This window comes from Neptunicoccus cionae (assembly GCF_014643735.1).
Lineage (GTDB): Bacteria > Pseudomonadota > Alphaproteobacteria > Rhodobacterales > Rhodobacteraceae > Amylibacter > Amylibacter cionae.
Genome location: NZ_BMKA01000002.1, coordinates 459,868 through 484,020 on the forward strand (window position 1 = coordinate 459,868; position 24,153 = coordinate 484,020).

General features: G+C 57.1%; 23 protein-coding genes, 1 pseudogene and 1 riboswitch. Of the genes and pseudogenes, 19 read left to right on the forward strand and 5 right to left on the reverse strand.

Going from position 1 to position 24,153, the window contains the following annotated elements; genetic code table 11:
• Positions 1-134: 134 nt before the first annotated feature.
• The 12 genes from IEX10_RS07505 to cmk all read left to right on the forward strand — a co-directional run bounded on the left by IEX10_RS07505 (position 135) and on the right by cmk (position 11,407).
• A complete protein-coding gene (locus IEX10_RS07505) occupies positions 135-542 on the forward strand; it encodes a Ros/MucR family transcriptional regulator (RefSeq protein WP_308420689.1) in 408 nt (135 codons plus the stop codon).
• Between the two features lie 98 nt (positions 543-640).
• Complete coding sequence (miaB, locus tag IEX10_RS07510) at positions 641-1,960, forward strand: tRNA (N6-isopentenyl adenosine(37)-C2)-methylthiotransferase MiaB (protein ID WP_188672837.1); 1,320 nt, start codon at positions 641-643, stop codon at positions 1,958-1,960.
• 203 nt (positions 1,961-2,163) lie between these two features.
• Entirely contained in the window at positions 2,164-2,727 is a 564-nt protein-coding gene (locus IEX10_RS07515; protein WP_373287442.1) for an OmpA family protein, read from the forward strand.
• 14 nt (positions 2,728-2,741) lie between these two features.
• Positions 2,742-3,032, forward strand: a complete 291-nt coding sequence (locus tag IEX10_RS07520; RefSeq protein ID WP_188672839.1) for a hypothetical protein — start codon at positions 2,742-2,744, stop codon at positions 3,030-3,032.
• Positions 3,033-3,299: 267 nt separating this feature from the next.
• Positions 3,300-4,289, forward strand: a complete 990-nt coding sequence (locus IEX10_RS07525) for a PhoH family protein (protein WP_188674603.1) — start codon at positions 3,300-3,302, stop codon at positions 4,287-4,289.
• Between the two features lie 3 nt (positions 4,290-4,292).
• On the forward strand, positions 4,293-4,799 hold the full coding sequence (gene ybeY / locus IEX10_RS07530; RefSeq protein ID WP_188672851.1) for an rRNA maturation RNase YbeY: 507 nt from the start codon (positions 4,293-4,295) through the stop codon (positions 4,797-4,799).
• 40 nt (positions 4,800-4,839) lie between these two features.
• Entirely contained in the window at positions 4,840-5,706 is an 867-nt protein-coding gene (locus IEX10_RS07535) for a hemolysin family protein (protein ID WP_188672853.1), read from the forward strand.
• On the forward strand, positions 5,699-7,204 hold the full coding sequence (gene lnt, locus IEX10_RS07540) for an apolipoprotein N-acyltransferase (protein ID WP_229678466.1): 1,506 nt from the start codon (positions 5,699-5,701) through the stop codon (positions 7,202-7,204). The genes IEX10_RS07535 and lnt overlap by 8 nt, the downstream gene beginning before the upstream one ends.
• A 33-nt stretch (positions 7,205-7,237) precedes the next feature.
• Positions 7,238-7,287, forward strand: a riboswitch (SAM-SAH riboswitch).
• A 4-nt stretch (positions 7,288-7,291) separates the two neighbouring features.
• Complete coding sequence (gene metK, locus IEX10_RS07545) at positions 7,292-8,458, forward strand: methionine adenosyltransferase (protein ID WP_188672856.1); 1,167 nt, start codon at positions 7,292-7,294, stop codon at positions 8,456-8,458.
• A gap of 86 nt (positions 8,459-8,544) precedes the next feature.
• Positions 8,545-9,258, forward strand: coding sequence for a tRNA (guanosine(46)-N7)-methyltransferase TrmB (trmB, locus tag IEX10_RS07550; RefSeq protein ID WP_188672858.1), 714 nt, complete (start codon positions 8,545-8,547; stop codon positions 9,256-9,258).
• 111 nt (positions 9,259-9,369) lie between these two features.
• On the forward strand, positions 9,370-10,710 hold the full coding sequence (gene aroA, locus IEX10_RS07555; RefSeq protein ID WP_188672861.1) for a 3-phosphoshikimate 1-carboxyvinyltransferase: 1,341 nt from the start codon (positions 9,370-9,372) through the stop codon (positions 10,708-10,710).
• A gap of 70 nt (positions 10,711-10,780) precedes the next feature.
• The gene (gene cmk, locus IEX10_RS07560) at positions 10,781-11,407 is read left to right on the forward strand and encodes a (d)CMP kinase (protein WP_188672864.1); all 627 of its coding nucleotides are present in this window, start codon (positions 10,781-10,783) and stop codon (positions 11,405-11,407) included.
• 21 nt (positions 11,408-11,428) lie between these two features.
• On the opposite strand, the gene IEX10_RS07565 is transcribed toward cmk, so the two are convergent.
• Both IEX10_RS07565 and IEX10_RS07570 read right to left on the reverse strand, forming a co-directional pair.
• The gene (locus tag IEX10_RS07565; protein WP_188672867.1) at positions 11,429-11,953 is read right to left on the reverse strand and encodes a hypothetical protein; all 525 of its coding nucleotides are present in this window, start codon (positions 11,951-11,953) and stop codon (positions 11,429-11,431) included.
• Positions 11,950-13,044: an OmpA family protein gene (locus IEX10_RS07570; RefSeq protein ID WP_188672870.1), complete on the reverse strand. Its 1,095-nt coding sequence runs from the start codon at positions 13,042-13,044 to the stop codon at positions 11,950-11,952. The genes IEX10_RS07565 and IEX10_RS07570 overlap by 4 nt, the downstream gene beginning before the upstream one ends.
• Positions 13,045-13,422: 378 nt before the next feature.
• Between IEX10_RS07570 and rpsA the strand changes: the two are divergent.
• The 7 genes and pseudogenes from rpsA to IEX10_RS07605 all read left to right on the forward strand — a co-directional run.
• Positions 13,423-15,129: pseudogene (gene rpsA / locus IEX10_RS07575) on the forward strand (30S ribosomal protein S1); the annotation flags it as partial.
• A 27-nt stretch (positions 15,130-15,156) separates the two neighbouring features.
• The gene (gene sppA, locus IEX10_RS07580) at positions 15,157-16,074 is read left to right on the forward strand and encodes a signal peptide peptidase SppA (protein WP_188672877.1); all 918 of its coding nucleotides are present in this window, start codon (positions 15,157-15,159) and stop codon (positions 16,072-16,074) included.
• Positions 16,075-16,139: 65 nt separating this feature from the next.
• Positions 16,140-16,421: an integration host factor subunit beta gene (gene ihfB, locus IEX10_RS07585; RefSeq protein WP_188672880.1), complete on the forward strand. Its 282-nt coding sequence runs from the start codon at positions 16,140-16,142 to the stop codon at positions 16,419-16,421.
• A 110-nt stretch (positions 16,422-16,531) separates the two neighbouring features.
• The gene (locus tag IEX10_RS07590) at positions 16,532-16,876 is read left to right on the forward strand and encodes a LapA family protein (protein ID WP_188672883.1); all 345 of its coding nucleotides are present in this window, start codon (positions 16,532-16,534) and stop codon (positions 16,874-16,876) included.
• A gap of 5 nt (positions 16,877-16,881) precedes the next feature.
• The gene (locus tag IEX10_RS07595) at positions 16,882-17,514 is read left to right on the forward strand and encodes a phosphoribosylanthranilate isomerase (protein ID WP_188672886.1); all 633 of its coding nucleotides are present in this window, start codon (positions 16,882-16,884) and stop codon (positions 17,512-17,514) included.
• A 73-nt stretch (positions 17,515-17,587) separates the two neighbouring features.
• On the forward strand, positions 17,588-18,823 hold the full coding sequence (gene trpB, locus IEX10_RS07600; RefSeq protein ID WP_188674609.1) for a tryptophan synthase subunit beta: 1,236 nt from the start codon (positions 17,588-17,590) through the stop codon (positions 18,821-18,823).
• 114 nt (positions 18,824-18,937) lie between these two features.
• The gene (locus IEX10_RS07605; protein WP_229678467.1) at positions 18,938-19,543 is read left to right on the forward strand and encodes a DUF937 domain-containing protein; all 606 of its coding nucleotides are present in this window, start codon (positions 18,938-18,940) and stop codon (positions 19,541-19,543) included.
• A 7-nt stretch (positions 19,544-19,550) separates the two neighbouring features.
• On the opposite strand, the gene IEX10_RS07610 is transcribed toward IEX10_RS07605, so the two are convergent.
• From IEX10_RS07610 to IEX10_RS07620, 3 genes are all read right to left on the reverse strand, one after another.
• On the reverse strand, positions 19,551-19,946 hold the full coding sequence (locus IEX10_RS07610) for a VOC family protein (RefSeq protein WP_188672888.1): 396 nt from the start codon (positions 19,944-19,946) through the stop codon (positions 19,551-19,553).
• Between the two features lie 139 nt (positions 19,947-20,085).
• Positions 20,086-21,369 (reverse strand): calcium-binding protein, encoded by a 1,284-nt coding sequence (locus IEX10_RS07615; RefSeq protein ID WP_188672891.1) that lies wholly within the window; start codon positions 21,367-21,369, stop codon positions 20,086-20,088.
• A 212-nt stretch (positions 21,370-21,581) separates the two neighbouring features.
• A complete protein-coding gene (locus IEX10_RS07620; RefSeq protein ID WP_188672894.1) occupies positions 21,582-24,083 on the reverse strand; it encodes a GcvT family protein in 2,502 nt (833 codons plus the stop codon).
• Positions 24,084-24,153: the final 70 nt, after the last annotated feature.

The window sequence follows — 24,153 nt, forward strand, 5'->3', positions numbered from 1 at the left end:
TGCTTAACCCCCACCCCCATCCGCACGTACACCTTCAACCTTGAAATGTTTTCCACCCCGCCTAGCTTCATATCGAAAGTGTCCCACGCTGGCCGAAAATACGGTCGGCCTGTCCTAGGCTGGAAGGTTTTAACATGAAGCAAACTGTGGAACGTATGGATTCGGATATGATGCATCATACCACGCGGATCGTCTCTGCCTATTTGCAGGGCAATCAGGTCGATCTGGACCAGATTGTTACGGTGATGGATGTGGTTCATGAAAAAGTGACCCAGATCTATCAAAACAGTCAGGGCCACGCGAATGACACGATGCCTGCTGTTCCAGTGGAGGACAGCGTAACACCGGATCACATCATCTGTCTGGAGGATGGCAAGGCGTTCAAAATGCTGAAAAAACACCTAAAGTCCAAGTACGACTTGTCGCCCGAGGAATATCGCGCGAAGTGGGGGCTGCCGACTGATTATCCCATGGTGGCGCCCAACTATGCCGCCAAACGGCAGGAACTGGCCAGAGCCAGCGGGCTGGGCCGCAACCGCTGAGCAACGCTGCTGTGCCCGCTAGCCGTTGCCGATTGTCCAATTTGCGTGTAGAGCCTGCGATCTGACGGGGATTTGCCCCTAATCAATCGGTGCGTGTTATGTCTGAACCCAAGAAGCTCTTTGTCAAAACCTACGGCTGCCAGATGAATGTCTATGACAGCGAACGGATGGTCTCCGCCCTCGGTGGGCAAGGCTATGTAGAGACAGACACGCCTGAAGGGGCGGACATGATCCTGCTCAACACCTGCCACATCCGCGAAAAAGCGGCTGAGAAGATTTACTCTGAACTTGGGCGTTACAAACCGTTCAAAGCGGCCAATCCCGACCTGAAAATCGGCGTGGCCGGTTGTGTGGCTCAGGCCGAGGGCGAAGAAATCATCCGCCGCCAGCCAATGGTGGATCTGGTTGTGGGGCCGCAAGCCTATCACCGGTTGCCCGAAATGGAATCCAAGATCGGTCAGGTCAAGGCGCAGGTCGACACGGAATTTCCGGCTGAAGACAAATTCGATCACCTGCCGCGTGGCCCCAAAGCTCGCCGCGCGCCCTCCGCTTTCCTGACCGTTCAGGAAGGCTGCGATAAATTCTGCGCCTTCTGTGTGGTGCCTTATACACGGGGGGCCGAGGTGTCCCGTTCGGTGGAACAAATCCTTGCCGAAGCCCATGATCTGGTGGAACGCGGCGTGGTAGAGATCAACCTGCTGGGCCAGAATGTGAACGCCTACCACGGCACGCACGACGGGCGCGAATGGGGGCTGGCGCAACTGATCCGCGAACTGGCCAAGATAGACGAACTGAAACGCATCCGCTTTACCACCAGCCATCCCAATGACATGGATGACGACCTGATCGCGGCCCACGGGGATTGCGACAAGCTGATGCCATACCTGCACCTGCCGGTTCAGGCGGGCAGCGACAAGGTCCTTAAGGCGATGAACCGCAAGCACACAGCTGCAGAATATCTAGCCCTGATTGAACGCATCCGCGCTGCACGGCCTGATATTGCCCTGTCTGGAGATTTTATCGTCGGCTTCCCCGGCGAGACCGAAGAGGACTTCCAAGCCACGCTCGATCTGTGCCGCGAAGTACGCTACGGGCAGGCTTATTCATTCAAATACTCCCCCCGCCCCGGCACACCCGCTGCGGACCGTACCCATGTGGATGAGGCGGAAAAGAACGACCGTCTGGCACGCCTTCAGGCGCTGCTGAGCCAACATCAGGCGGAGTTCCAGAACTCTATGGTTGGGAAAACCCTGCCGGTTCTGCTTGAAAAACCGGGCCGCAATCCGGGCCAGATGATCGGAAAATCCGAGTTTTTGCACGCGGTCCACATGGATGCGTCCCCCGATCAAGTTGGGAAAATCGTGCAGGCCAAGGTCTTGTGGTCCGAACGCAACTCCCTTGCGGCGGAACTGATTTAGCGCTGTAGAACAGCCGATTAAACACGTATCGTGATCAAAGTGGACCATTGGGCAGGTTTTGTTTCCAAAACTAAACCTAGTGGTTCTCATTTTTATCTTCACAATTTGTGGAAATTTGTTACTTTTAACGACAATGGGGAGAGTTGCGTCTTTTTGAACGCGACCGGAACTTTTGTATTCGTTGGAAGTGAAGGGAAATTGCAGTGTTTAACCGATCTGTAAAAGGTGTTGTTGCAGCAGTCGGGTGTCTTGTGTTTGCGGGTTCGGCCTTTGCCGATGACGTTGTGGTTCGCAAATCCACCCAAGCCACCGGCGAAAGATATGTTCCAGGTGTTTGGGTTGATCCGGACGGCTGCGAGCATTGGGTGATGGATGACGGTGTTGAGGGCTATATGACTCCGCATGTCACGCGGGACGGCATTCCGGTCTGTCGCCGTGGCAATCCCTGTGCTGTGATGAACACGGACCAGCTGTTTGCCGTGGACCGCTACGCCATCAGCACCGCTGGCCGCAATCGTCTGGCTGGGTTCTTCAAACAGGCCAATGCCACATCCTTCATCATCGACGGACACACCGACAGCGATGCAAGCGATGCCTATAACATGCGTCTGTCCGAAAACCGCGCCCGTGCTGTGGCCAAAGTGGCAGCACAGGTCGGGAAACGGGCGCAGATCCGCTGGTATGGTGAACGTGTGCCGGTCGCCTCTAACAGAAGCGCCGCGGGTAAAAAGAAAAACCGCCGCGTTGAAATCACCTGCGTGCGCTGAGGAAGGTTAGAACCATGACAATCAAGACGAGCATTCTGATTCTCGGTGCCGCCGTCGCACTTGCGGGCTGTGTCGATAACAAACGGAACAAAACCGTAGACCGTGGCTTTGATTCCCACCCTGTCAGCGAATTGAACGCTGGCATCTGGGTTGACCCGCGTGGCTGCGATCACTGGATTATCGACGATGGTGTAGAGGGTTATCTCTCGGCGCGGTTGGACAAATACGGCAAGCCGGTTTGCTCTGGCATCGCGCAACCAAATCTGGCTGTAGGCGACTTCAAAAAAGGGTCTGACCCGATTTAAGGGCGACAAACAAAATTTCTACGAAAGGCCAGCCATTGCGCTGGCCTTTTTCATTGGAAGCGCGGGATCAGAGCCGGTTCTTAAGGACGCCGTCCAATACGCGTATGGCAGGCAACCCTGAGACACGCCCCTTTTCCGGTGTGTTTTTCCGCCTATATAAAGAATTGACCCTTGCGGTGAACGGCGGGTTTTTGCACCATAGCCTTATAGGTTCACGCTTTGACTTAGGAGACTTCTTTGGCGACAACCGCCCCGATCGCGCCGGACATGACAACCGGCGACTCTGACAGCAATCTAACTTTCCCTGACAACCGCCTGCTGATTGATCTCTGCGGCGAATTTGACAAGAACCTTACCCAAATCGAATCCGCGCTTGGCGTGCAGATCATCCGTCGTGGCAACGAACTGGATGTGCACGGCGAAGCGGACGCTGTGGCGCGCGCGCGCGAAGCCTTGCAATCCTTGTACCAGCGATTGGAACAGGGCCGCGATGTAGAGGCCGGCGAAATAGACGCGGCCCTGCGTATGGGGCGGGCCGAACAAAACGCGGGCAAGCGGTCGGGCGACCAGAAAGAAATGTTCCCCGGTGGCGGCTATGAAATTCGCACCCGCAAAAAGACGGTTGAACCCCGCACAGTCACGCAGCGCGCCTATGTGCAAAGCCTGTTCAAGAACGAGCTCGTCTTTGGTCTGGGTCCGGCAGGCACCGGCAAGACCTATCTCGCGGTGGCGGCTGGTGTGTCGATGTTTATCGAAGGCCATGTGGATCGTATCCTGCTCAGCCGTCCCGCGGTGGAAGCGGGCGAGCGTTTGGGCTTCTTGCCCGGTGACATGAAGGACAAGGTCGATCCTTATATGCAGCCGCTTTATGATGCGCTGAACGATTTCCTGCCGGGCAAACAAGTGGCCAAACTGATTGAGGAAAAGCGGATCGAAATTGCACCGCTGGCGTTTATGCGCGGACGGACCCTGTCTAATTCCTTTATCGTGCTGGACGAAGCGCAGAATGCAACGACCATGCAGATGAAGATGTTCCTGACCCGCATGGGTGAAGGCAGCCACATGGCGATCACCGGCGACACCACGCAGGTCGACCTGCCGCGCGGTGTCCCGAGCGGTCTGGTAGAGGCAGAGAAGGTGCTGAAAGGCGTCAAAGGTGTCGGCATGACCAAGTTCAAGGCCGAAGATGTGGTTCGTCACCCGATGGTGGCGCGGATCATCCAAGCCTATGACAAACACGCCAAGACCGGCGGCTGATCCATGCCCGCAAGTATTGATGTCCTGATAGAGGACGACCGCTGGAACGACGTGCCGCTCACCCGTTTGTGCAACCGCGCGATTGGTGCGGTTTTTGCGGCACGCGGCTTGTCGGGCAAGGGATACGAGGTTTCGGTGCTTGCCTGTGACGATGCGCGGATCGCCGAACTGAACGCGGAATTTCGCGGCAAACCGGCCCCGACAAACGTGCTGTCATGGCCCGCGTTTGAACTTGCGCCACTGGTTGAAGGCGACGAACCGGCCCCGCCGCCTGACATTCTGACCAACCCGATGGACAGCGAATTGGGCGATATTGCTGTGTCCTATGACACCTGCATGAAAGAAGCCGAGGCCGGAAAGCTTGAATTTGAGGACCACCTGACCCATCTCTTGGCACATTCATGCCTGCATTTACTTGGTTTTGATCACGAAACCGATGCAGATGCAGCACGCATGGAAGGTTTGGAGACGAAGATACTTGCATCTTTGGGTATTGCAGACCCATATTAACCCCGCGCCGCATATTGGGCGCGTTTTTCGGATAGGAGCCATGGGCGACACAATCGACGGATCTTCTGGGGCAGCGCCTGGCGCGCAGTCCGAAGATCAGGACCAGACGGGCGGATTTTTCAAACGCCTTTTCTCGGGGAGCAAATCCCCCGATCTTATTGAAACACCGGAAACCATGGAACCATCCAACCTTCCGACGGGTGACTTGCGTAATCTGCAATTCATGCGGCTGGAAGATGTTGCCGTGCCCCGTGCGGATATAACCGCCGTTTCCCAGGACATTGAACGGGCCGAACTGGTCGAGGTGTTCAAGGAAAGCGGTTATTCGCGCTTGCCGGTCTATAAGGATCAGCTCGACAATCCGGTTGGCTTTATCCACCTGAAGGATTTTGCGCTGAAGTACGGGTTCAACGGCACGGGCGCGGATTTCGCGATCAAACCGTTGCTGCGCCAGCTACTCTTTGCCCCGCCGTCTATGGCGATTGGCGTTCTGTTGCAAAAGATGCAGGCAGACCGGATCCACATGGCTCTCGTCATTGACGAATATGGCGGCGTCGACGGTTTGCTGACTATCGAGGACTTGGTTGAAACCGTGCTCGGTGAAATCGTGGACGAGCATGACACCGAAGAAGATGACATGTGGTCCGAAGAACGGCCGGGAGTTTATCTTGCACAGTCTCGTGCGTCCTTGTCCGAATTCGAGCAAATGTTGAACATGGGGTCTTTGGCTGAAGACGACGGCGAAGAAATCGACACGCTTGGCGGGTTGGTGTTCATGCTGACCGGTCGTGTGCCAGCCAAGGGCGAGATCATCCCCCACCCGAGCGGTATAGAGTTCGAGATCGTTGACGCCGATCCCCGCCGGATCAAACGCCTACGTGTGACTCGCGATCCTGCGCGTGCCTAAAACGCTGGGTAAGTGGCAGCTGCGGGCGCTGATCCTGTGTGCAGGCTTTTTGCTGGCACTGGGGCAGGCCCCGTTCTCGTTTCCCATCGGCGTTGTGGTTGGCCTACCTATTCTGGCTGGCCTTCTTTTGCGCACCGCAAACTGGCGCACAGGCTTTCGGCTGGGCTGGCTGGCGGGAACGGCCTATTTTGCGGGGTCAATGTTCTGGATCGTAGAGCCCTTCTTTGTCGAACCCGAAGTCTATGGCTGGATGTCCCCTTTCGCCCTGTTGTTCTTGTCGGTGGGCCTCGCGCTGTTCTGGGGGCTCGGCTTTGGTGTCGCGGCGCGGTGCAGCGGTAAGGCCCGACTGGTGGCGCTGGTGGCCAGTCTGACATTGGCGGAATTTATCCGCGCCCATGTGTTTACCGGCTTTCCTTGGGGGTTGATGGCCTACGTCTGGTCCGACACGCCGGTGTTTCAACTGCTCGCCTATATCGGTCCGCATGGATTGGGAATGGTGACACTCGCCATCGGGGTGCTGCCGCTGGTGTGGTCCAACCGCTGGCTGCGCGGCGCGACATTGGTGGCAGGACTGCTCGTGGCTTGGGGGATAGGGGCGGCACGATTGCCAGACAGCCCTGTGCCCCTGCGCGATGTGACCCTACGGCTGGTGCAACCCAATGCGCAGCAGCGGTTGAAGTGGCACCCCGATCACGTTGCCCGCTTCTTCCAGCGCAGCCTGTCCCTTTCAGCGGGATATAACGCGCCGGTGGATGTCGTGATCTGGCCTGAAACCGCTCTCCCATTCGCATACGGAGAGCACCCCCGCGGCATGGAAATGGTACGCGCTGCGGTTCAGGACACCCAGTTCATTGGTGGCATTCAACGTCCTGACGGACTGAAACTCTACAACACGCTGATCCATCTGGACCGCAACGGTGATGTGGCAGCCACCTATGACAAACACCACCTTGTCCCTTTTGGCGAATATGTCCCGCTGGCCGAACTTGCCGCAAGATTCGGCATCTACGGGATGGCCGCGAATGACGGCACTGGCTTTGCCGCCGGAGAAGGCCCGCGCGTTATCGACCTCCCCGGCCTACCGCCCTATTTGCCGATGATCTGCTATGAAGCGATCTTTCCCGGACTCGCGCAGGTGGAAGGAGAACGCCCCGAATGGTTACTCCACATCACCAACGACGCATGGTTTGGCAGTTTTTCAGGCCCCTATCAGCATCTGGTCCAGTCCCGCGCCCGCGCTGTGGAACAAGGCCTGCCACTGGCGCGCGCCGCCAATACCGGCGTGTCAGCGATGGTTGATCCTTACGGTCAGGTTCTTCAGGCGCTGGCACTGAACACCGATGGTTTTGCCGATGTGCGCCTGCCCGAGCCCCTTGCGCCGACCCTATACAGCCGGTTCGGCGAACGCATGTGGATCGCACTGGCACTGTTATTGCTGGCCGGAGCCGCGCTGATACGTCCGCGCGCACAAGGGCGTGAGACTTCTAATAGGCATTGACCTACTCCCCGCCCCCCCATAGACCTTTCGCAACGAGTGTCACAACGGCTTCCTGACGTGGCATTTTCTTTTAAACTGGAGCACTACATGTCCCGAAAAAACTATCTTTTCACCTCGGAGTCCGTTTCCGAGGGCCATCCTGATAAAATTTGCGATCGCATTTCAGATGCAATTCTTGACGCCCTGCTAAGCGAAGAAGAAATGGCCCGCAGCGCGTGTGAAACCTTTGCCACCACGAATCGTGTCGTAATCGGCGGGGAAATCGGGCTCTCTTCAAAGGAGAAGCTTGCCGGCGTGCTTGAAGGCGTCGATGGCATCGTGCGCGATTGCGTCAAAGCAATCGGCTACGAACAGGACGGCTTTCACTGGGAAACCGTAGAAATTGACAACCTGCTGCACGAACAATCCGCCCATATCGCGCAGGGTGTAGACAAGGATGGCGCTGGCGATCAGGGGATCATGTTCGGCTATGCCTGTTCGGAAACCCCCGAATTGATGCCCGCCCCGATCCACTACAGCCACGCGGTTTTGCGCGATCTCGCCGAGGCCCGCCACTCCGGTGCAACGCCGCAGCTTGGACCGGATGCGAAATCGCAGCTTTCGGTGAAATATGTTGATGGCAAACCTGTCGGTGTGACGTCCATCGTGCTCTCGACCCAGCATCTTGATGAATCCATGTCCTCGGCGGATGTGCGCGATGTGGTCGAACCCTACATTCGTAAAACCCTGCCTGACGGGTGGATTTCACCTGATACCGAATGGCATGTGAACCCCACTGGCAAATTCGTCATCGGCGGGCCGGACGGCGATGCGGGCCTGACAGGGCGCAAAATCATCGTGGACACCTACGGCGGTGCAGCCCCCCATGGTGGCGGTGCGTTTTCGGGCAAAGACCCGACCAAGGTGGATCGCTCCGCGGCTTATGCGGCCCGCTATCTGGCAAAGAACGTGGTTGCTTCCGGTATGGCGAAACGCTGCACGATACAGCTGTCCTATGCCATCGGCGTCGCCAAACCGCTGTCGATCTATTGCGACACCCATGGCACCGGCGAAGTTCCGGAAGCCGAAATCGAAAAGGCCGTGGCACAGGCAATGGATCTGACACCGCGCGGCATTATCGAGCATCTGCAACTGCGCCGCCCGATCTACCAGCGCACCGCAGCTTACGGCCATTTCGGCCGCGAAGCGACCGCGGACGGCGGCTTTAGCTGGGAACGCACCGATCTGATCGACGCCCTGAAAAGCGCTGTCTAAATCAGAAGCGTGCTGCCTTCGGGCGCCAAACGCAAATAACAGGCTCCGGATTGCGTCCGGAGCCTTTTTGTTTTACCTCCCACCCCATGAGAGAAAAACACGTATCCGGCGCCCCGTGGCGCAATTTCTATGGCCGCATCAAGGGCAAGGGCTTGCACCAGTCCCACGAACGCTATCTTGCGGAAGATCTGGAGGGGCTGGCCCCCAAAGGCGTGAGCTGGGAAGAAAATCCCGACCGCACGCCGCTGGACCTGAAAGAATTGTTTGGCGACCGGCCTGTCTGGCTGGAGGTCGGCTTTGGCGGAGGTGAACATGTGGTGCATCAGGCGGCGAACAATCCTGATGTGGGGATCATTGGCTGTGAACCCTATATCAACGGCGTTGCCACGCTGCTGGGCAAAATCCGCAAAGCGGGCGTGACCAATCTGGCGGTGCATCCGGGCGATGCGCGAGACATGATGGACGTGCTGCCCGAAGGCTCGGTTGAACGCGCCTTTCTGTTGTACCCCGATCCGTGGCCAAAGAAACGCCACCACCGCCGCCGCTTTGTGACACCGGAACATCTCGACCCGTTGGCGAAGTGCCTTAAATCCGGCGCGATCTTCCGCGTTGCCACCGACATTCCTGACTATGTGCGCCAGACGATGGAGCAGATGATGAACCGGGATGATTTCGAGTGGCTGGCCGAAGGCCCCGAAGACTGGCGCAAGCCGTGGTCGGACTGGATTTCCACCCGCTACGAACAAAAAGCTCTGCGCGAAGGCCGTACCCCGCATTATATGACCTTCCGAAAGCTTTAGCGAAGGCCACCCCCGCAACATGCGCATTTTGCGCTTTGCGGGTTTGGTATTCTAGACCTTGCATTCACCGTGCGATATAGGCTGGTGAAAGAACTCTCAAAGGTGAAACGCATGTCCGGCCACGGCGACCCAATTCCGATGACATCCCGCAAATCCGGTCCGCTGCGCGGCACGGCTGTTATTCCGGGCGACAAATCCGTGTCCCACCGGTCGTTTATCCTCGGGGCGCTGTCTGTGGGGGAGACAAAAATCACCGGTTTGCTGGAAGGTCAGGACGTGCTCGACACTGGCAAGGCGATGGCGGCTTTTGGGGCGGAAATAACACGCACGGGCGATCAGGCATGGTCTGTGCATGGTGTTGGTGTGGGCGGGTTTGCCGAACCTGACGATGTCATCGACTGCGGCAATGCCGGCACAGGGGTGCGTCTGATTATGGGCGCAATGGCCACCACTCCGATCAACGCCACCTTTACTGGTGATGCCAGCCTGCGGTCCCGTCCCATGGGGCGGATCACCGAACCGCTGTCGCTGTTCGGGGCGCAGGCTGTCGGGCGGCAAAACGGCTTTCTACCGCTGACGATGGTAGGCGCGAAAAATCCGGTTCCGGTGCGCTATACCAGCCCCCATGCTTCGGCGCAGATCAAATCAGCGGTTCTGCTGGCTGGTCTCAACACACCTGGTGAAACGGTGCTGATTGAAAAAGAAGCCACTCGCGACCATTCCGAACGGATGCTGCGCGGCTTTGGCGCACAGATTGAGACGGTGAAAACGGATGAAGGGTACGAAATCACCCTCCAAGGCCAGCCTGAACTAAAGGCCCAGACAATAGCGGTGCCCCGCGATCCGAGCTCTGCTGCCTTTCCAGTCTGTGCGGCACTGATCGTCGAAGGCTCTGAAGTCCTGTTGCCCAACATCGGATTGAACCCGACACGCGCAGGATTGCTCGACACGCTGGTGGAAATGGGCGCGGATATCGCCTTTGAAAACCGCCGCGAAGAAGGTGGAGAGCCTGTGGCCGATCTGCGGGTCAAAGCCTCCAGCCTGACAGGTATCGAAGTCCCCCCTGCCCGCGCGCCCAGCATGATTGACGAATACCCGGTCCTGTCCGTCGTTGCCGCCTTTGCCAAAGGCAAGACTGTGATGCGCGGCATTGCCGAGTTGCGGGTCAAGGAATGTGACCGCATCGACGCGATGGCCCGAGGTCTGGAAGCGATGGGTGTCACCGTCGAGGAAGGCCCCGACTATATGATCGTCCACGGCATGGAAGGTGAGGTTCCGGGCGGCGGCACCGCAAAGACGTTTCTGGATCACCGGATCGCCATGTCGTTCCTGTGCTTAGGACTGGCCAGCGCCAAACCCGCCCATGTGGATGATGGCGGCGCGATTGCCACCAGTTTTCCGATTTTTGAAGACTTGATGAACGGTCTCGGGGCGGCGATTTCGCGCGACTGAACCGCTGAAACCCCATCGCGGCTTGCTAAACGGGGGCTGCGTGATCTACTCAGGTAGAAAAGGATGCGACATGAGCTTTATCGTGGCAATCGACGGCCCCGCTGCTGCGGGTAAAGGAACGGTCTCCAAGGCTGTGGCGGCCCATTTCGGCTTTGCGCATCTGGACACAGGGTTGTTGTACCGCGTTGTCGGGCGCGCCGCGCTGGCCAGCATCGGACCTTCCCTTGACCCTGAACGGGTGATCGAGCTGTCAACCGAAGTAAAGCCCGAAGATCTGGAGCGTACTGATCTGCGCACCGCTGCCGTGGCCCAAGCCGCAAGCAAAGTGGCAGCGATCCCTGAAGTGCGGGCAAATCTTGTGACGTTCCAGCGCGAGTTCGCAAACCGCAGTGGCGGCGCGGTTTTGGACGGGCGGGACATCGGCACAGTGATTTGCCCGGATGCCGATGTTAAACTGTTCGTCACTGCCAGCACCGAACGCCGTGCCGAACGTCGCTTCAAGGAACTGGAGGAACGGGGCGAAGATACCAGCTATGAAGGCGTTCTGGCCGATGTGATTGCGCGGGACAAGCGCGACAGCGAACGAGAATCAGCCCCCCTGATTGCCCCCGAAGATGCCCATCTGCTGGACACCTCTGACATGAGCATCGCGCAAGCCGTGGCTGAAGCCATCGCCATTATCGACGCCAAGCGCTGAACCAGCGGCCTAACACGCCCGTTACTGGCAGTCGTTCTGCGCCCAAGCCTTAAGGTGCAGCTTTAATGCCCCGCCATAAGGATGCTGCTTCTTCAAAGCCTGCTGCGCGGTCTCTGGTAGATAGCGTTTGGCCTGATCGCAAAGATCAGCCCGCTGCCACTGGTGGCAGGTGGAGCAGGTCTTTCCTTTCCACAATTGTTCCGGCAAACCCTCAATTGGCGGGAACAGGGGCGAGCCTTCGATAAGCTGCTCCAACGTCAGCCCCTCTACGTCTGCGCCGCCCGACGCCAGCGGTGTGGAATACACCACAGGCGCCGCGGGTTCCGCAACGTCTTGCGGTTCGCTCGGTTCCGGCTCGGCCCCTTCGGTTTGCTCGACTTCCGGCTGTTGTGCGGGGGTATCACCACCCACGATCTCTAGCGCGGCAAGTTTCTGCCCAGCCTTATCAGGTGCGGATTTCAGGGCCGGTTCGACCGATAGGGCCGCAAAAACAGCACCGGATGACAAACACAGTCCCAGCGCCAAAACAAAACGGGTTATTCTCATTCAGTCGTACCTTTGATCACACGAAATTCGATCCGGCGGTTTTTCCAACGGCCTTTGGATGTGGAGTTATCCGCTTTAGGCTGGCTCTCGCCATAGCCCGCACTTGTCAGATTGGACTCGGGCACACCTTTGCCCACCAGATTGCGCAGGACCGATGCTGCGCGCCGTTCCGACAAACGCATGTTTGTCGCGTCCGAACCAACGCTATCGGTATGACCGCCGACTTCCACCACCATGTCGGGGCAGCGTTTTACGATGTCTGCAATACTGATCAGGAACGGTTCGCTCTTACCGTCAAGCCGTGCTGAACCGGATTTAAAATAGGTGTTGTTAGAGCGGGACAGGATTTCAAACCGCCCAATACAGGCCTCGGCCGAAAAATTTCCCGCCGGCTCCAATGCAACCTGCGCAGGTGCTGCGGGTTCAGCCTCGCTCTGTGGCACGGCGGCGGGCGCGGTGCTGCCCTGAGGCTCGTTTCTGGCAAAGATGAAATCGAAAGTCACTGTGGCTGATGGAATGATCTCTACATTCGCCGCCTCTTCCAGTTTTTCCACGCCCCCCATCAGATTGAAATCCGCAGCGGCCACGGAAATCGGCGTCTTGGTCGCCACCGACACCAGATCATCGCTGATCAGCGTGACCACCACATCCGCTGTCGCCGATTGCTGCACCCCGTGCAGATCAAGCGTATAGGGCAGCGCCACAGTTTTACGCCGGACCGTTGCCAGATCGGCCAGTTCCGCAGGATCAAGCTGCGCCGTGATCACTGCTTCGGGGAATTGGAAGCTTTCAAAGAAAAGGAACCGCATCCGCACATTGCGCAGGTCGATTTTGGTATCCACACTTTCCAGCATGACTGTCACGGTCGCGGCACCATCCTGTGCGACACTGCCCGAAAACGTCGCGAAACTGCTGCTTTCCACTTTGGTCTGGTTCTTCACCGATTGGAAATTCAACGAGGACTGTTCGTTTCTCAAAGTCCAACCGCTGGCGAAAGGGTCGTTCTGCCCCTGCGCCGGAAGAACCGCGCCGCATAAAACGGCGGCTGCTATGACTGATCGTATTGTATTGCGGAATAAAGAGATGCCCATGGCGAAACCCTTACGAATTTGACTAAATTTGATACGAATTGAGTATTACTTACATAAATCCTACGTCAGATTGCGTTTTAACACAACGATTTGAATGATTCAGACCGGTCATTGCGGATCAGTCCGCACCCTGCCTCATCCCCCCGACCACCCCCGCAAACCCTGTTCTATAAGGGCGTTAGGCCGCTTTCCCCTTGTAGAGCGCGTGAATCTGATCTATAGCGCGGGCAATCACGACAAGTGGTGGCGGGTACAACGCCGACGGGAAGAGCAGGGCTGGACAAACTCCGGCCCTTTGTGTGTTTGAGCAATTTCCGTTTCGCTGAACGTGAGAAACGAAACCCAAAGACCCGTGGGACCAACCGCGCGGCCAGTAAAAACGACGAAAAAGGAAACGTATATATGAGCGCTAACGCGACAATGGAAGACTTTGAAGCCCTCTTGGCTGAGAGCTTTGAAATTGACACACCGGATGAAGGTTCGGTTGTCAAAGGGACTGTTCTGGCAATTGAAGCCGGTCAGGCCATCATCGACATCGGCTACAAAATGGAAGGCCGTGTTGATCTTAAAGAATTTGCAGCTCCGGGCCAGGCGCCTGAAATCGAAGTTGGCGACAGCGTAGAGGTTTACCTCGAGCGCGTTGAAAACGCCCGCGGCGAAGCTGTTATCTCTCGTGACAAAGCCCGTCGCGAAGAAGCATGGGACCGTCTGGAAAAAGCCTACGAAGCAGAAGAGCGTGTTGAAGGCGCAATCTTCGGTCGCGTCAAAGGCGGTTTCACAGTGGATCTGGGCGGCGCTGTTGCGTTCCTGCCAGGCTCCCAAGTGGACGTACGCCCCGTACGCGATGCCGGCCCTCTGATGGGTATGGCGCAGCCGTTCCAAATCCTGAAAATGGACCGTCGTCGTGGCAACATCGTTGTGTCCCGTCGTGCCATTCTCGAAGAGTCCCGTGCTGAACAGCGTGCGGAAATCGTTGGCAACCTGTCTGAAGGCGAAACCGTTGACGGTGTCGTTAAGAACATCACCGAATACGGTGCGTTCGTTGATCTGGGCGGCGTAGACGGTCTGCTGCACGTCACAGACATGGCTTGGCGTCGTGTGAACCACCCGTCCGAGATCCTGACAATCGGCGAAACCATCAAGGTTCAGGTTATCAAGATCAACAAAGAGACACACCGTATCTCTTTGGGCATGAAGCAACTGCAAGACGATCCTTGGGGCGACGTGGAAGCACGCTACCCGCTGGAATCCGTACACAAGGGCCGCGTTACAAACATCACCGATTACGGTGCATTTGTAGAGCTGGAAGCCGGTGTCGAAGGTCTGGTTCACGTGTCCGAAATGTCTTGGACCAAGAAGAACGTACACCCAGGCAAAATCGTATCCACTTCGCAAGAAGTTGACGTGATGGTTCTGGAAATCGACAGCGTGAAACGTCGTGTCTCCCTTGGCCTGAAACAAACTCAGGGCAACCCGTGGGAGAACTTCGAAACTGCATTCCCAATCGGCACAGAAGTTGAAGGTGAAGTTAAGAACATCACTGAATTCGGTCTGTTTGTCGGTCTAGAAGGCGACATCGACGGCATGGTTCACCTGTCCGATCTGGATTGGGACCGTTCCGGCGAAGAAGCCATGGCTGACTACTCCAAAGGCGATATCGTCAAGGCTGTTGTCACTGACATCGACGCCGAAAAAGAGCGTATCTCCCTGTCGATCAAAGCCCTGGACGGCGATCCGTTCGCAGATGCAACAGCCGGCGTTAAGCGCGGTGCTGTAGTAACTGTAAACGTGACCTCCATCGAGGACGGTGGCATTGAAGTCGAATATGATGGCATGAAATCCTTCATCCGTCGTTCCGACCTGTCCCGCGATCGTGCGGAACAGCGCCCAGAGCGTTTCAGCGTTGGCGACAAGATCGATGCACGCGTCACCAACATCGACAAATCTTCCCGTCGCCTTGGTCTGTCGATCAAAGCACGTGAGATCGCAGAAGAGAAAGAAGCAGTACAACAGTACGGTTCTTCGGACTCCGGCGCGTCTCTCGGGGATATCCTCGGTGCGGCTCTGAAGGGCCAGGACGACTGATAAGAGAGTTTCGCGTTGGGAACTGAAATGACTGGTTTTGAACGTGATTTCTATGAGGAGCGGCGCCGTAAGTGGCGCCGCTCTGCATTCTGGCGCGGTGTCCTTGCCACGCTTGGCCTGCTGGTGGCCCTGATCGTTTTGGCAACCTGGCTGTCTGGAACCCCCCGTTTTTCCGATCATATTGCCCATGTGGATTTGAGCGGCGTGATCTATGACGATCCGCTGATGGATGAAACCCTTCGCATGGTCGAAGAATCCGACAGCGTGAAGGCCCTGATCATCAGCATCAGCAGTCCGGGCGGCACCACTGTCGGCTCCGAAGCGCTGTATGAACGCCTCCGCAAAATCGCCCAAACCAAACCGGTGGTTTCTGTGCTTGGCGAAGTGGCAGCCTCTGGAGGCTATATCGCGGCACTTGGCACAGACCATATCATTGCACGCGGAAATACTGTCACCGGTTCAATCGGCGTCATCATGGAATACCCAGATGTGACTGATCTGATGTCCACCCTTGGCATAAATATGCAGACCATCCGCTCTAGCGAGCTGAAAGCGGATCTGACCCCCTATCGCAAAGCCAGCCCCGAAGGGCTTGCGGCGGAACAACAGTTGATCGATGAAAGCTATCAGTGGTTTCGCGGACTGGTTGAAGAACGCCGCGAATTGACTGGTGCAGCGCTGGATCGGGTAGCAGACGGGCGGGTTTTCACCGGCCGTGTCGCCCTCGAACTGGGCTTGATCGACGCCATCGGTGGCTTTGACGAGGCAACAAAATACCTCGATTCGCTCGATTCGCTTATAGCGGACCTTCCGGTTGATCCCTACACGCCAGACTATCAGGACAGTGGATTTTTCGCTCCGGTCGGGAAATTTCTCGCCAAAAACGGCATGTTAGGGCGATTTTCGGCCCAATCAGGCCCACGGCTCTATTCCATCGCAAAGTAATTTCTGTAAAGTCGTACCCAAGCAGAGCCAGAAAAAGGCCGCACTTTTTGGGAGGACTGAAGTCTATGATACGTTCCGAATTAGTAGATAAAATTGCAGAAGCGAATCCGCACCTGTACCAGCGGGATGTGGAGCGCATAGTATCTACAGTGTTCAACGAAATCATTGAGGCGCTCGCCAATGGCGACCGTGTGGAGCTCCGGGGGTTCGGCGCTTTCTCTGTCAAGAAACGGGACGCACGGATCGGGCGCAATCCCCGCACGGGAGAATCCGTGCAGGTGGAAGAAAAGCACGTTCCCTTCTTCAAAACAGGCAAGCTGCTGCGCGACCGTCTGAACGACAGCTGATGCCTTTGGTCGCGGTGTGCGGCAAGTCTTCACAGGCTAAAAAGCATTAAAGTCAGGTTGCATTTATTCCTGTTGGGATTAGGTGTGTCCTATTGCAGGAGTTTTGCCAAATGATGCGTTACATCCGTTACCTTTTCCTAGCCGTAATCGGCATTTGTCTGATTGTCGTCGCGCTGGCCAACCGCGCGCCTGTCACGTTGCGGGTGATGCCCGATGAACTGGCATCGGTCTTTCAACTGTCCGGCAGTGTGACACTGCCGCTGTTTCTGGTCATCTTTCTGGGCATTGTTGTTGGCCTGCTGATCGGCTTTGTCTGGGAATGGATGCGGGAATTCAAATACCGCAATGACCTGTCCAAAAAGGGCAAGGAATTGCACCGGTTGGAACGGGAGAACAAGGTTCTCAAGGCGAAATCCGGTGAAGGCACCGACGATGTGCTTGCCCTGATTGAGTAATTTCCATGCCAGTTAAAATTTGCGGGATTACCACACAAGGCTCGCTAGAGGCCGTTGTTGCGGCTAAAGCGGCCTATGTCGGGTTTGTGTTCTTCCCGAAATCTCCCCGAAATGTGGATATCGCAACTGCCCGTGAACTGGCGCTGTCTGTGCCGGACGGGTTGTGCAAAGTCGCCCTGACGGTTAACGCCAGCGACGCCGAACTTGATGCGATCCTCGCAGAGGTTCCGATCGACATGCTGCAACTTCACGGCAAAGAAACGCCCGAGCGCGTGGCAGAAGTAAAGGCCCGCTACGGGCTGCCGGTGATGAAGGCAGTGGGGGTGGCGGATGCCGAAGATTTGCCCGCCCTGAACGCATACGCCCGTGTTGCCGATCAATTGCTGGTGGATGCAAAGCCCCCCAAGAACGCCGATCTGCCCGGTGGAAATGGTCTGTCCTTTGACTGGTCCCTGATCGCGGGCCGCCGCTGGGCCGTGCCGTGGATGCTCGCCGGTGGGCTGACCCCCGAAAATGTCGCGCTCGCCATGCAGATGACAGGCGCGCGGCAGGTGGATGTGTCCAGCGGTGTCGAAAGCGCGCCGGGCGTCAAAGACCCCGCAAAAATCACTGCCTTTTGTGCTGCTGCCGCAGGGTGAACCAAGGTTCCAAAGGGAACGGGTTTACCTGAAGCGGGAGTCGGGCTAGATCACGTGCGACCCAAGGAGAACCCTGATGAACGATTTGCTCAATTCCTTTATGTCCGGCCCTGACGAAAATGGCCGGTTCGGTGATTTTGGCGGACGGTTTGTGTCTGAAACCCTGATGCCGCTGATCCTTGATCTGGAAGCCGAATACGAAAAAGCAAAGGTTGATCCGGATTTCTGGGCAGAGATGGATCTCCTGTGGAAACACTATGTCGGCCGTCCCAGCCCGCTCTATTTCGCCAGCCGCATCACCGAAGAACTGGGCGGCGCGAAAGTCTATTTCAAACGGGACGAGCTGAACCACACTGGTGCCCATAAGATCAACAACGTGCTGGGTCAAATCCTGCTGGCGCGGCGCATGGGCAAAACGCGGATCATTGCGGAAACAGGTGCGGGGCAACACGGTGTGGCCACTGCCACCGTCTGCGCCAAGTTCGGTCTGAAATGTGTGGTTTATATGGGCGCCCATGATGTAGAGCGTCAGGCCCCCAACGTATTCCGCATGAAGCTGCTCGGCGCCGAAGTGGTGCCTGTGACCTCCGGTCGTGGCACGCTGAAGGATGCGATGAACGATGCTCTGCGCGACTGGGTGACCTATGTGGATGAAACCTTCTACTGCATCGGCACCGTGGCTGGCCCGCACCCTTATCCTGCAATGGTGCGTGACTTCCAAAGCATCATCGGCAAGGAAGTGCGCGAACAACTGGCAGAGCATGAAGGCGAAGGCGCGTTGCCTGACAGCGTGATTGCGGCCATCGGCGGCGGTTCCAATGCGATGGGCCTGTTCTTTCCGTTTCTGGACGATAAATCCGTGCGCATCATCGGTGTCGAGGCCGGTGGTAAAGGCGTGAATGACGATATGGAGCACTGCGCTTCGCTGCTGGGCGGCAAACCCGGCGTGCTGCACGGCAACCGCACCTATCTGTTGCAGGACGAGGCAGGCCAGATCCTTGAAGGCTACTCTATTTCTGCCGGTCTCGACTATCCGGGGATCGGGCCAGAGCACAGCTGGCTGCATGACACGGGCCGCGCCGAATACGTCAGCGTGACCGATGCCGAAGCGCTGGAGGCGTTCCAGTTCTCTTGTCGTACTGAAGGTATCATTCCAGCACTCGAACCCTCTCATGCGCTGGCCCATGTGCGCAAGCTGGCCCCCACCCTTCCCAAAGACCACATTATGGTCATGAACATGTGCGGTCGCGGCGACAAAGACATTTTCACCGTCGCCCGTCATCTTGGCTGGGATATGGACAGCGAATAAATCCGGCACCTGCGGGGCGCGTCCCCGCAGGTCCATCCCATCGCGGCCTTGACCGCACTGATTTTACCCCCACATATTTATCACAACCGTTATTTTACGACCGGAGAGATCACGATGTCCCTGATGAAACTTTTGCAAAACGCCCACAACGGACAAGGCCTCTCGCAACTTGCTAATCAATTTGGAATGAACGAAGGGCAGGCCCAACAACTGTCCGAACTGCTTGCCCCGACCATCGGTCAGGCCGCCAAAGAAAAAGCAGAAAGCGGCGGGATGCAGGAATTGCTGTCCTCGCTTCACGGTGAACAACAACGCAGCTACTTTGAGGACGCTTCGCAGGCGGCCGCCCCCACAGGTCAGGCCCAAGGCATGGCCTTTCTGGAAACACTGATGGGCGGGCATCAAGCCCCCAAAGAGATCGCGTCAGAAGCTGCAAATCGCACCGGGATTGATCTGTCTACCGTGATGCAATTCCTGCCCGCGCTCGCCGCGATGCTACAGGGCGGGCTGCAGAAAGAGATGCCTGACAACACGATAGAGAACCTGATGGGCCGGTTTTCCGGCGCTGACAGCAGCGGCGGCATCATGGGGATGGTCGGCGGCTTTCTGGGCGGTGGCGCAGACAGCAATGCGCCCGATCTCGGCCAGTTGTCCCAGCTTCTGGATGCGGACGGGGATGGTTCCCCGATGAATGACATCCTTGGCAAATTCATGCGTTAAGACGCGGTTATTCGGCAAACTCGATCAGATCCCAAAGCGTCCCGTACAGGTCTTTGAACACGGCCACAGTGCCGTAGTCCATCACTTTGGGATCCCGAGTGAACTCCACCCCGCGTGAGATGTATAGCTTGTAATCCCGCCAGAAATCATCGGTTTGCAGGAATAGAAACACACGTCCCCCTGCCTGATTGCCCACAAACGATTGCTGGGTCTCACTCGAAGCACGCGCCAGCAGCAGCGAGGCTGACCCCTCCCCCTTGGGCCGCACCACGACCCAGCGTTTGTCCTGTTCAGGCTGGAACGTATCCGAGACCAGTTCGAACCCCAGTACATCCACGTAAAAGGCTATGGCTTCGTCATAATCGCGCACGACCAGTGCTGTATGGGCCAAACGTTGCGACACGGTGCTCCTCCTTCGGACAGGGTTAGAACACCAGTTTCACACCGCCCTTGCAGGAAAAACAAGTCAGGAATATCTTGAACGCCGCCAATAAAAAGCCCGGCGCGGGGCCGGGCTTTCGGGTTTTCAGAAGGGTCGGGTATCAGGCGACGTCAAGCGAAACAATGCTGTCTGCCATCAGATCCTCTACGCCCATCACGTCGATGCGCATATCGCCTTTGCCGTCGCCGTCCACATCAACGATCAGAATGGAATTGCCGTCTCCGTCGTTTCTGGCCTGAACTTCGGCGCCGGTGCCCGAGAATTTGGCATCCCCGATAAACTCGGCCCCCAAGCCAGAGAAGTCGAGGAAATCGATACCCTGTTCGAAGTCCATAACAACATCGCCGAACTTGCCTTTGCCACTGTCCTTGGCGTCGTTGAAGATAAACTGGTCGGCTTCGGTGCCGCCGTAAAGCACGTCCTTACCGGAACCGCCAACGATAAAGTCATTGCCCGCGCCGCCCTCGATCGTGTCTTTACCGGCATTCCCGCCAAGGATGTCGTTGCCATCGCCACCGTCGATCTGGTCCTTACCGGCACCGCCACGAATGATGTCGTTGTCGGCACCGCCGTTCAGCTTGTCATGGCCTTTGTCACCGTCGATTTCGTCATCGCCAGCGCCGCCGTCAACCACATCACGGCCCTTGCCAGCAGTGATCCTGTCGTTGCCGTCTCCGCCGTCAATCCGGTCCTTGCCGCCACCGCCATCGATCATGTCGTCACCGTCGCCGCCGGAGATCGTGTCCTTGCCGCCATCGCCGTTTAACGTGTCGTCTCCGGAACCGCCGGAAATGTCGTCGTGGCCGGTTCCGCCGGAAATGTCGTCATCATCCGCGCCGCCTTTCAACGTGTCATGCCCCGTCCCGCCTTCGATCGTGTCGTTGCCGGCGCCCCCATCCAAAGTATCGCTGCCGCTGCGCCCTATCAGGTGGTCGTCGCCGTCCCCTGATGCCACCACATCATCGTGGGAGGATCCCGCGAAATTGACGCCGCCGTCCAGTTCCAGTTCTACCGGCAGGACGAATGCGTCTTCAGAACCGCCAGCGCTTATGTTCAGCACATCGCTTGAAAGCAGGGCGTTGATGCCGGTGTAGTCATCGCTGTCAATTGCGATAAGTGCTGGCAGAAGGGCCGACATTGCCCAACCCAGATCGGAAAATCTGGCAACAACCTTGCCGTCTTGTTTGTAGGTGACACTTGTCACGGTTCCAGTTGAATCTGGTACACCTGCGCTCGCCTCGGCAAATCCGCTGCCCTCGATCACGGTTTCAGAACTGGCAGTGTCATAAACAACCGTAGTGCTTGTGATCGTGGAGAACATTCCCGCTTCCGCGAAGGGTGCGCTGAAAAAACCGGAGTCACCTCCGTTATATCGTAAGTTCATAAAAAATTCCTTGTTCGAGTGATTTTGACAGTACCCCAATGGCACCGACATCCCGATAGTAACTGAAGAATAGCACAAAATTTGGGCAGAACGTGAATAAGTTTGAACAGGGCCAATCTTTAAACCAGAGGTAGAATAGGATGCTAAAATGAAAGAACGCCGCCCCAATTAAAGGCGGCGTTCGATGGCGTATTAATACTGGTAATCCGGTGTTACCCGTTCATGCGGATATTGGCGTTGGTTGGATCATAGGGGCTGTCTTCAACCACCTCGGCCTCCCACAATTCACCGAGCATCCGCACCTGCAGCTTTTGCCCCACAACAGCCAGTTCTGGGGAGACATAGCCCAGACCGATCTGTTTTTCGAAATGCACGGAATACCCGCCAGAAGTTAAGCGCCCGATCTTTTTGCCGTCCAGAAGCAGTGCCTCGCGGCCCCACGGGTCGGCATCATCAGGTCCGTCAATCAACAGGGTCACGCATTTGGAACGAATGCCTTTGGCCTCCATCGCTTCCTTGCCGTTGAAATCCTTGGACAGGTCAATAAAGCGGGGCAAATCGGCTTCGGCTGGGGTGGCATCACGGCCCAGTTCGTTGCCGAATGCGCGGTAGGATTTCTCCTGCCGCAGCCAGTTTTGCGCCCGTGCGCCGACCAGCTTCAGACCGTATTCCTCGCCCGCTTTCAGGATCAGATCCCACAGGTAGTTCTGCATCTCGATCGGGTGGTGCAATTCCCAGCCCAGCTCTCCGGTATAGGCCACACGGATCGCATTCACCGGACACATGCCCAGTTCGATCTGTTGTGCGGACAACCAAGGGAACCGCTTGTTTGACAGGGCGGTTTCTGGATCGGCGTCCTTGATGATTTTTTTCAGAACATCGCGGGATTTCGGCCCTGCAATGGCAAAGACACCCCATTGATTGGTGACAGTCTGGATTTCGATATAGCCAAATTCGTTAGCTTTATCTTCAGCCGCTTTGCGTAGGAAATCGGCGTCGTAATCTGTCCAAGCACCAGCGGAGACCAGATAATAGGAATCCTCGCCATTGCGCACGATGGTGTATTCGGTGCGAGTGGTGCCTGCATCCGTCAGCGCATAGGTCAGGTTGATGCGGCCGATTTTGGGCAGTTTGTTACAGGTGAACCAGTCCAGAAACGCGGTCGCGCCCGGTCCTTTGACCACATGTTTGGTAAAGGCTGTGGCATCCACAAGGCCAACCCCTTCGCGGATGGATTTGGCCTCCTCGACCGCATATTGCCACCATGTGCCACGGCGGAAAGACCGCCCGTCATGGTCAAAAGTCTCTGGCGCATCCAGTGGTCCGTAGTAGTTCGGACGCTCCCAGCCGTTCACGAATCCGAACTGCGCGCCCAGCGCCTTTTGGCGATCATAGGCCGGTGCCGTGCGCAGCGGACGTGCGGCGGGACGTTCCTCGTCAGGGTGGTGCAGGATGTATACGTGGTCGTAGCATTCCTCATTTTTGCGGGCTGCAAACTCGGTTGTCATCCAGCTGCCATAGCGTTTGGGATCGAGCGATGCCATGTCGATCTCGGCCTCGCCCTCGACCATCATCTGCGCCATGTAATAGCCGGTGCCACCGGCGGCAGTGATCCCGAAGGAGAAGCCTTCGGCCAACCACATATTGCGCAGTCCCGGTGCCGGACCCACCAGCGGATTGCCGTCGGGTGTATAGCAGATCGGGCCGTTGAAATCGTCTTTCAGGCCAGAGTTTTCACAAGACGGAATCCGGTGGATCATCGCCATGTACTGGTCTTCGATCCGCTCCAGATCCAGTTGGAACAGGTCGGCGCGGAAACTGTCCGGCACGCCGTATTCAAACCGCGCCGGAGCGTTCTTTTCGTAGACGCCCAAAATCCAGCCGCCCCGTTCTTCACGCACATAGGACTGCGCATCCGCATCGCGGATGACGGGATGTTCGGCGTGTCCTGCCGCGCGGTAGGCTTGTAGTTCAGGGTCCGCATCGGTGACGATAAACTGGTGCTCGACAGGGATCGCAGGGATTTTAATCCCGAGCAGTTTTGCCGTGCGCTGTGCGTGGTTGCCGGTTGCCGTCACCACATGTTCGGCGTGAATTTCAAAGGTTTCCTCAGAAGGCACCAGATTACCGCCCACTTCGACCATGACAGTACCGCGCACGATCCATTCGGATCCGGTCCATTCATAGCTGTCCACCTGCCGCTTGCGGATGATCTCGACACCCCGTTGCCGTGCGCCTTTTGCCATGGCCATCGTGACATCGGCGGGATTGATGTAACCATCTGTCGGGTGGTAAATCGCGCCGTGCAGATCCTCGGTGCGGATCAGGGGCCAGCGTTCCTTAATCTGCGCGGGGGTCAGCTGTTCGAACGGCACGCCAACGGATTCTGCCGTGGTCCCGTAAAGCAAATATTCATCCATCCGCTCTTTGGTTTGGGCCATGCGCAGATTGCCAACCACAGAAAAACCGGCGTTCAATCCGGTTTCTTCTTCCAGCGTTTTGTAAAATTTCACCGAGTAATCATGGATATGCGTGGTCGCATAGGACATGTTGAACAGCGGCAACAGCCCCGCTGCGTGCCATGTGGACCCTGACGTCAGTTCGTCCCGCTCCAGCAGAACAACATCCTTCCAGCCTGCTTTGGCAAGGTGGTACGCAATCGAGGCCCCGACAGCGCCGCCGCCGACAACACAGGCTTTTACGTGAGTTTTCATAGCACGACTCTCTTTTAGGCGATAAGTTGCAATCAGATAGCCAAAAATTGCGGGCCTGATCCACTGTCAA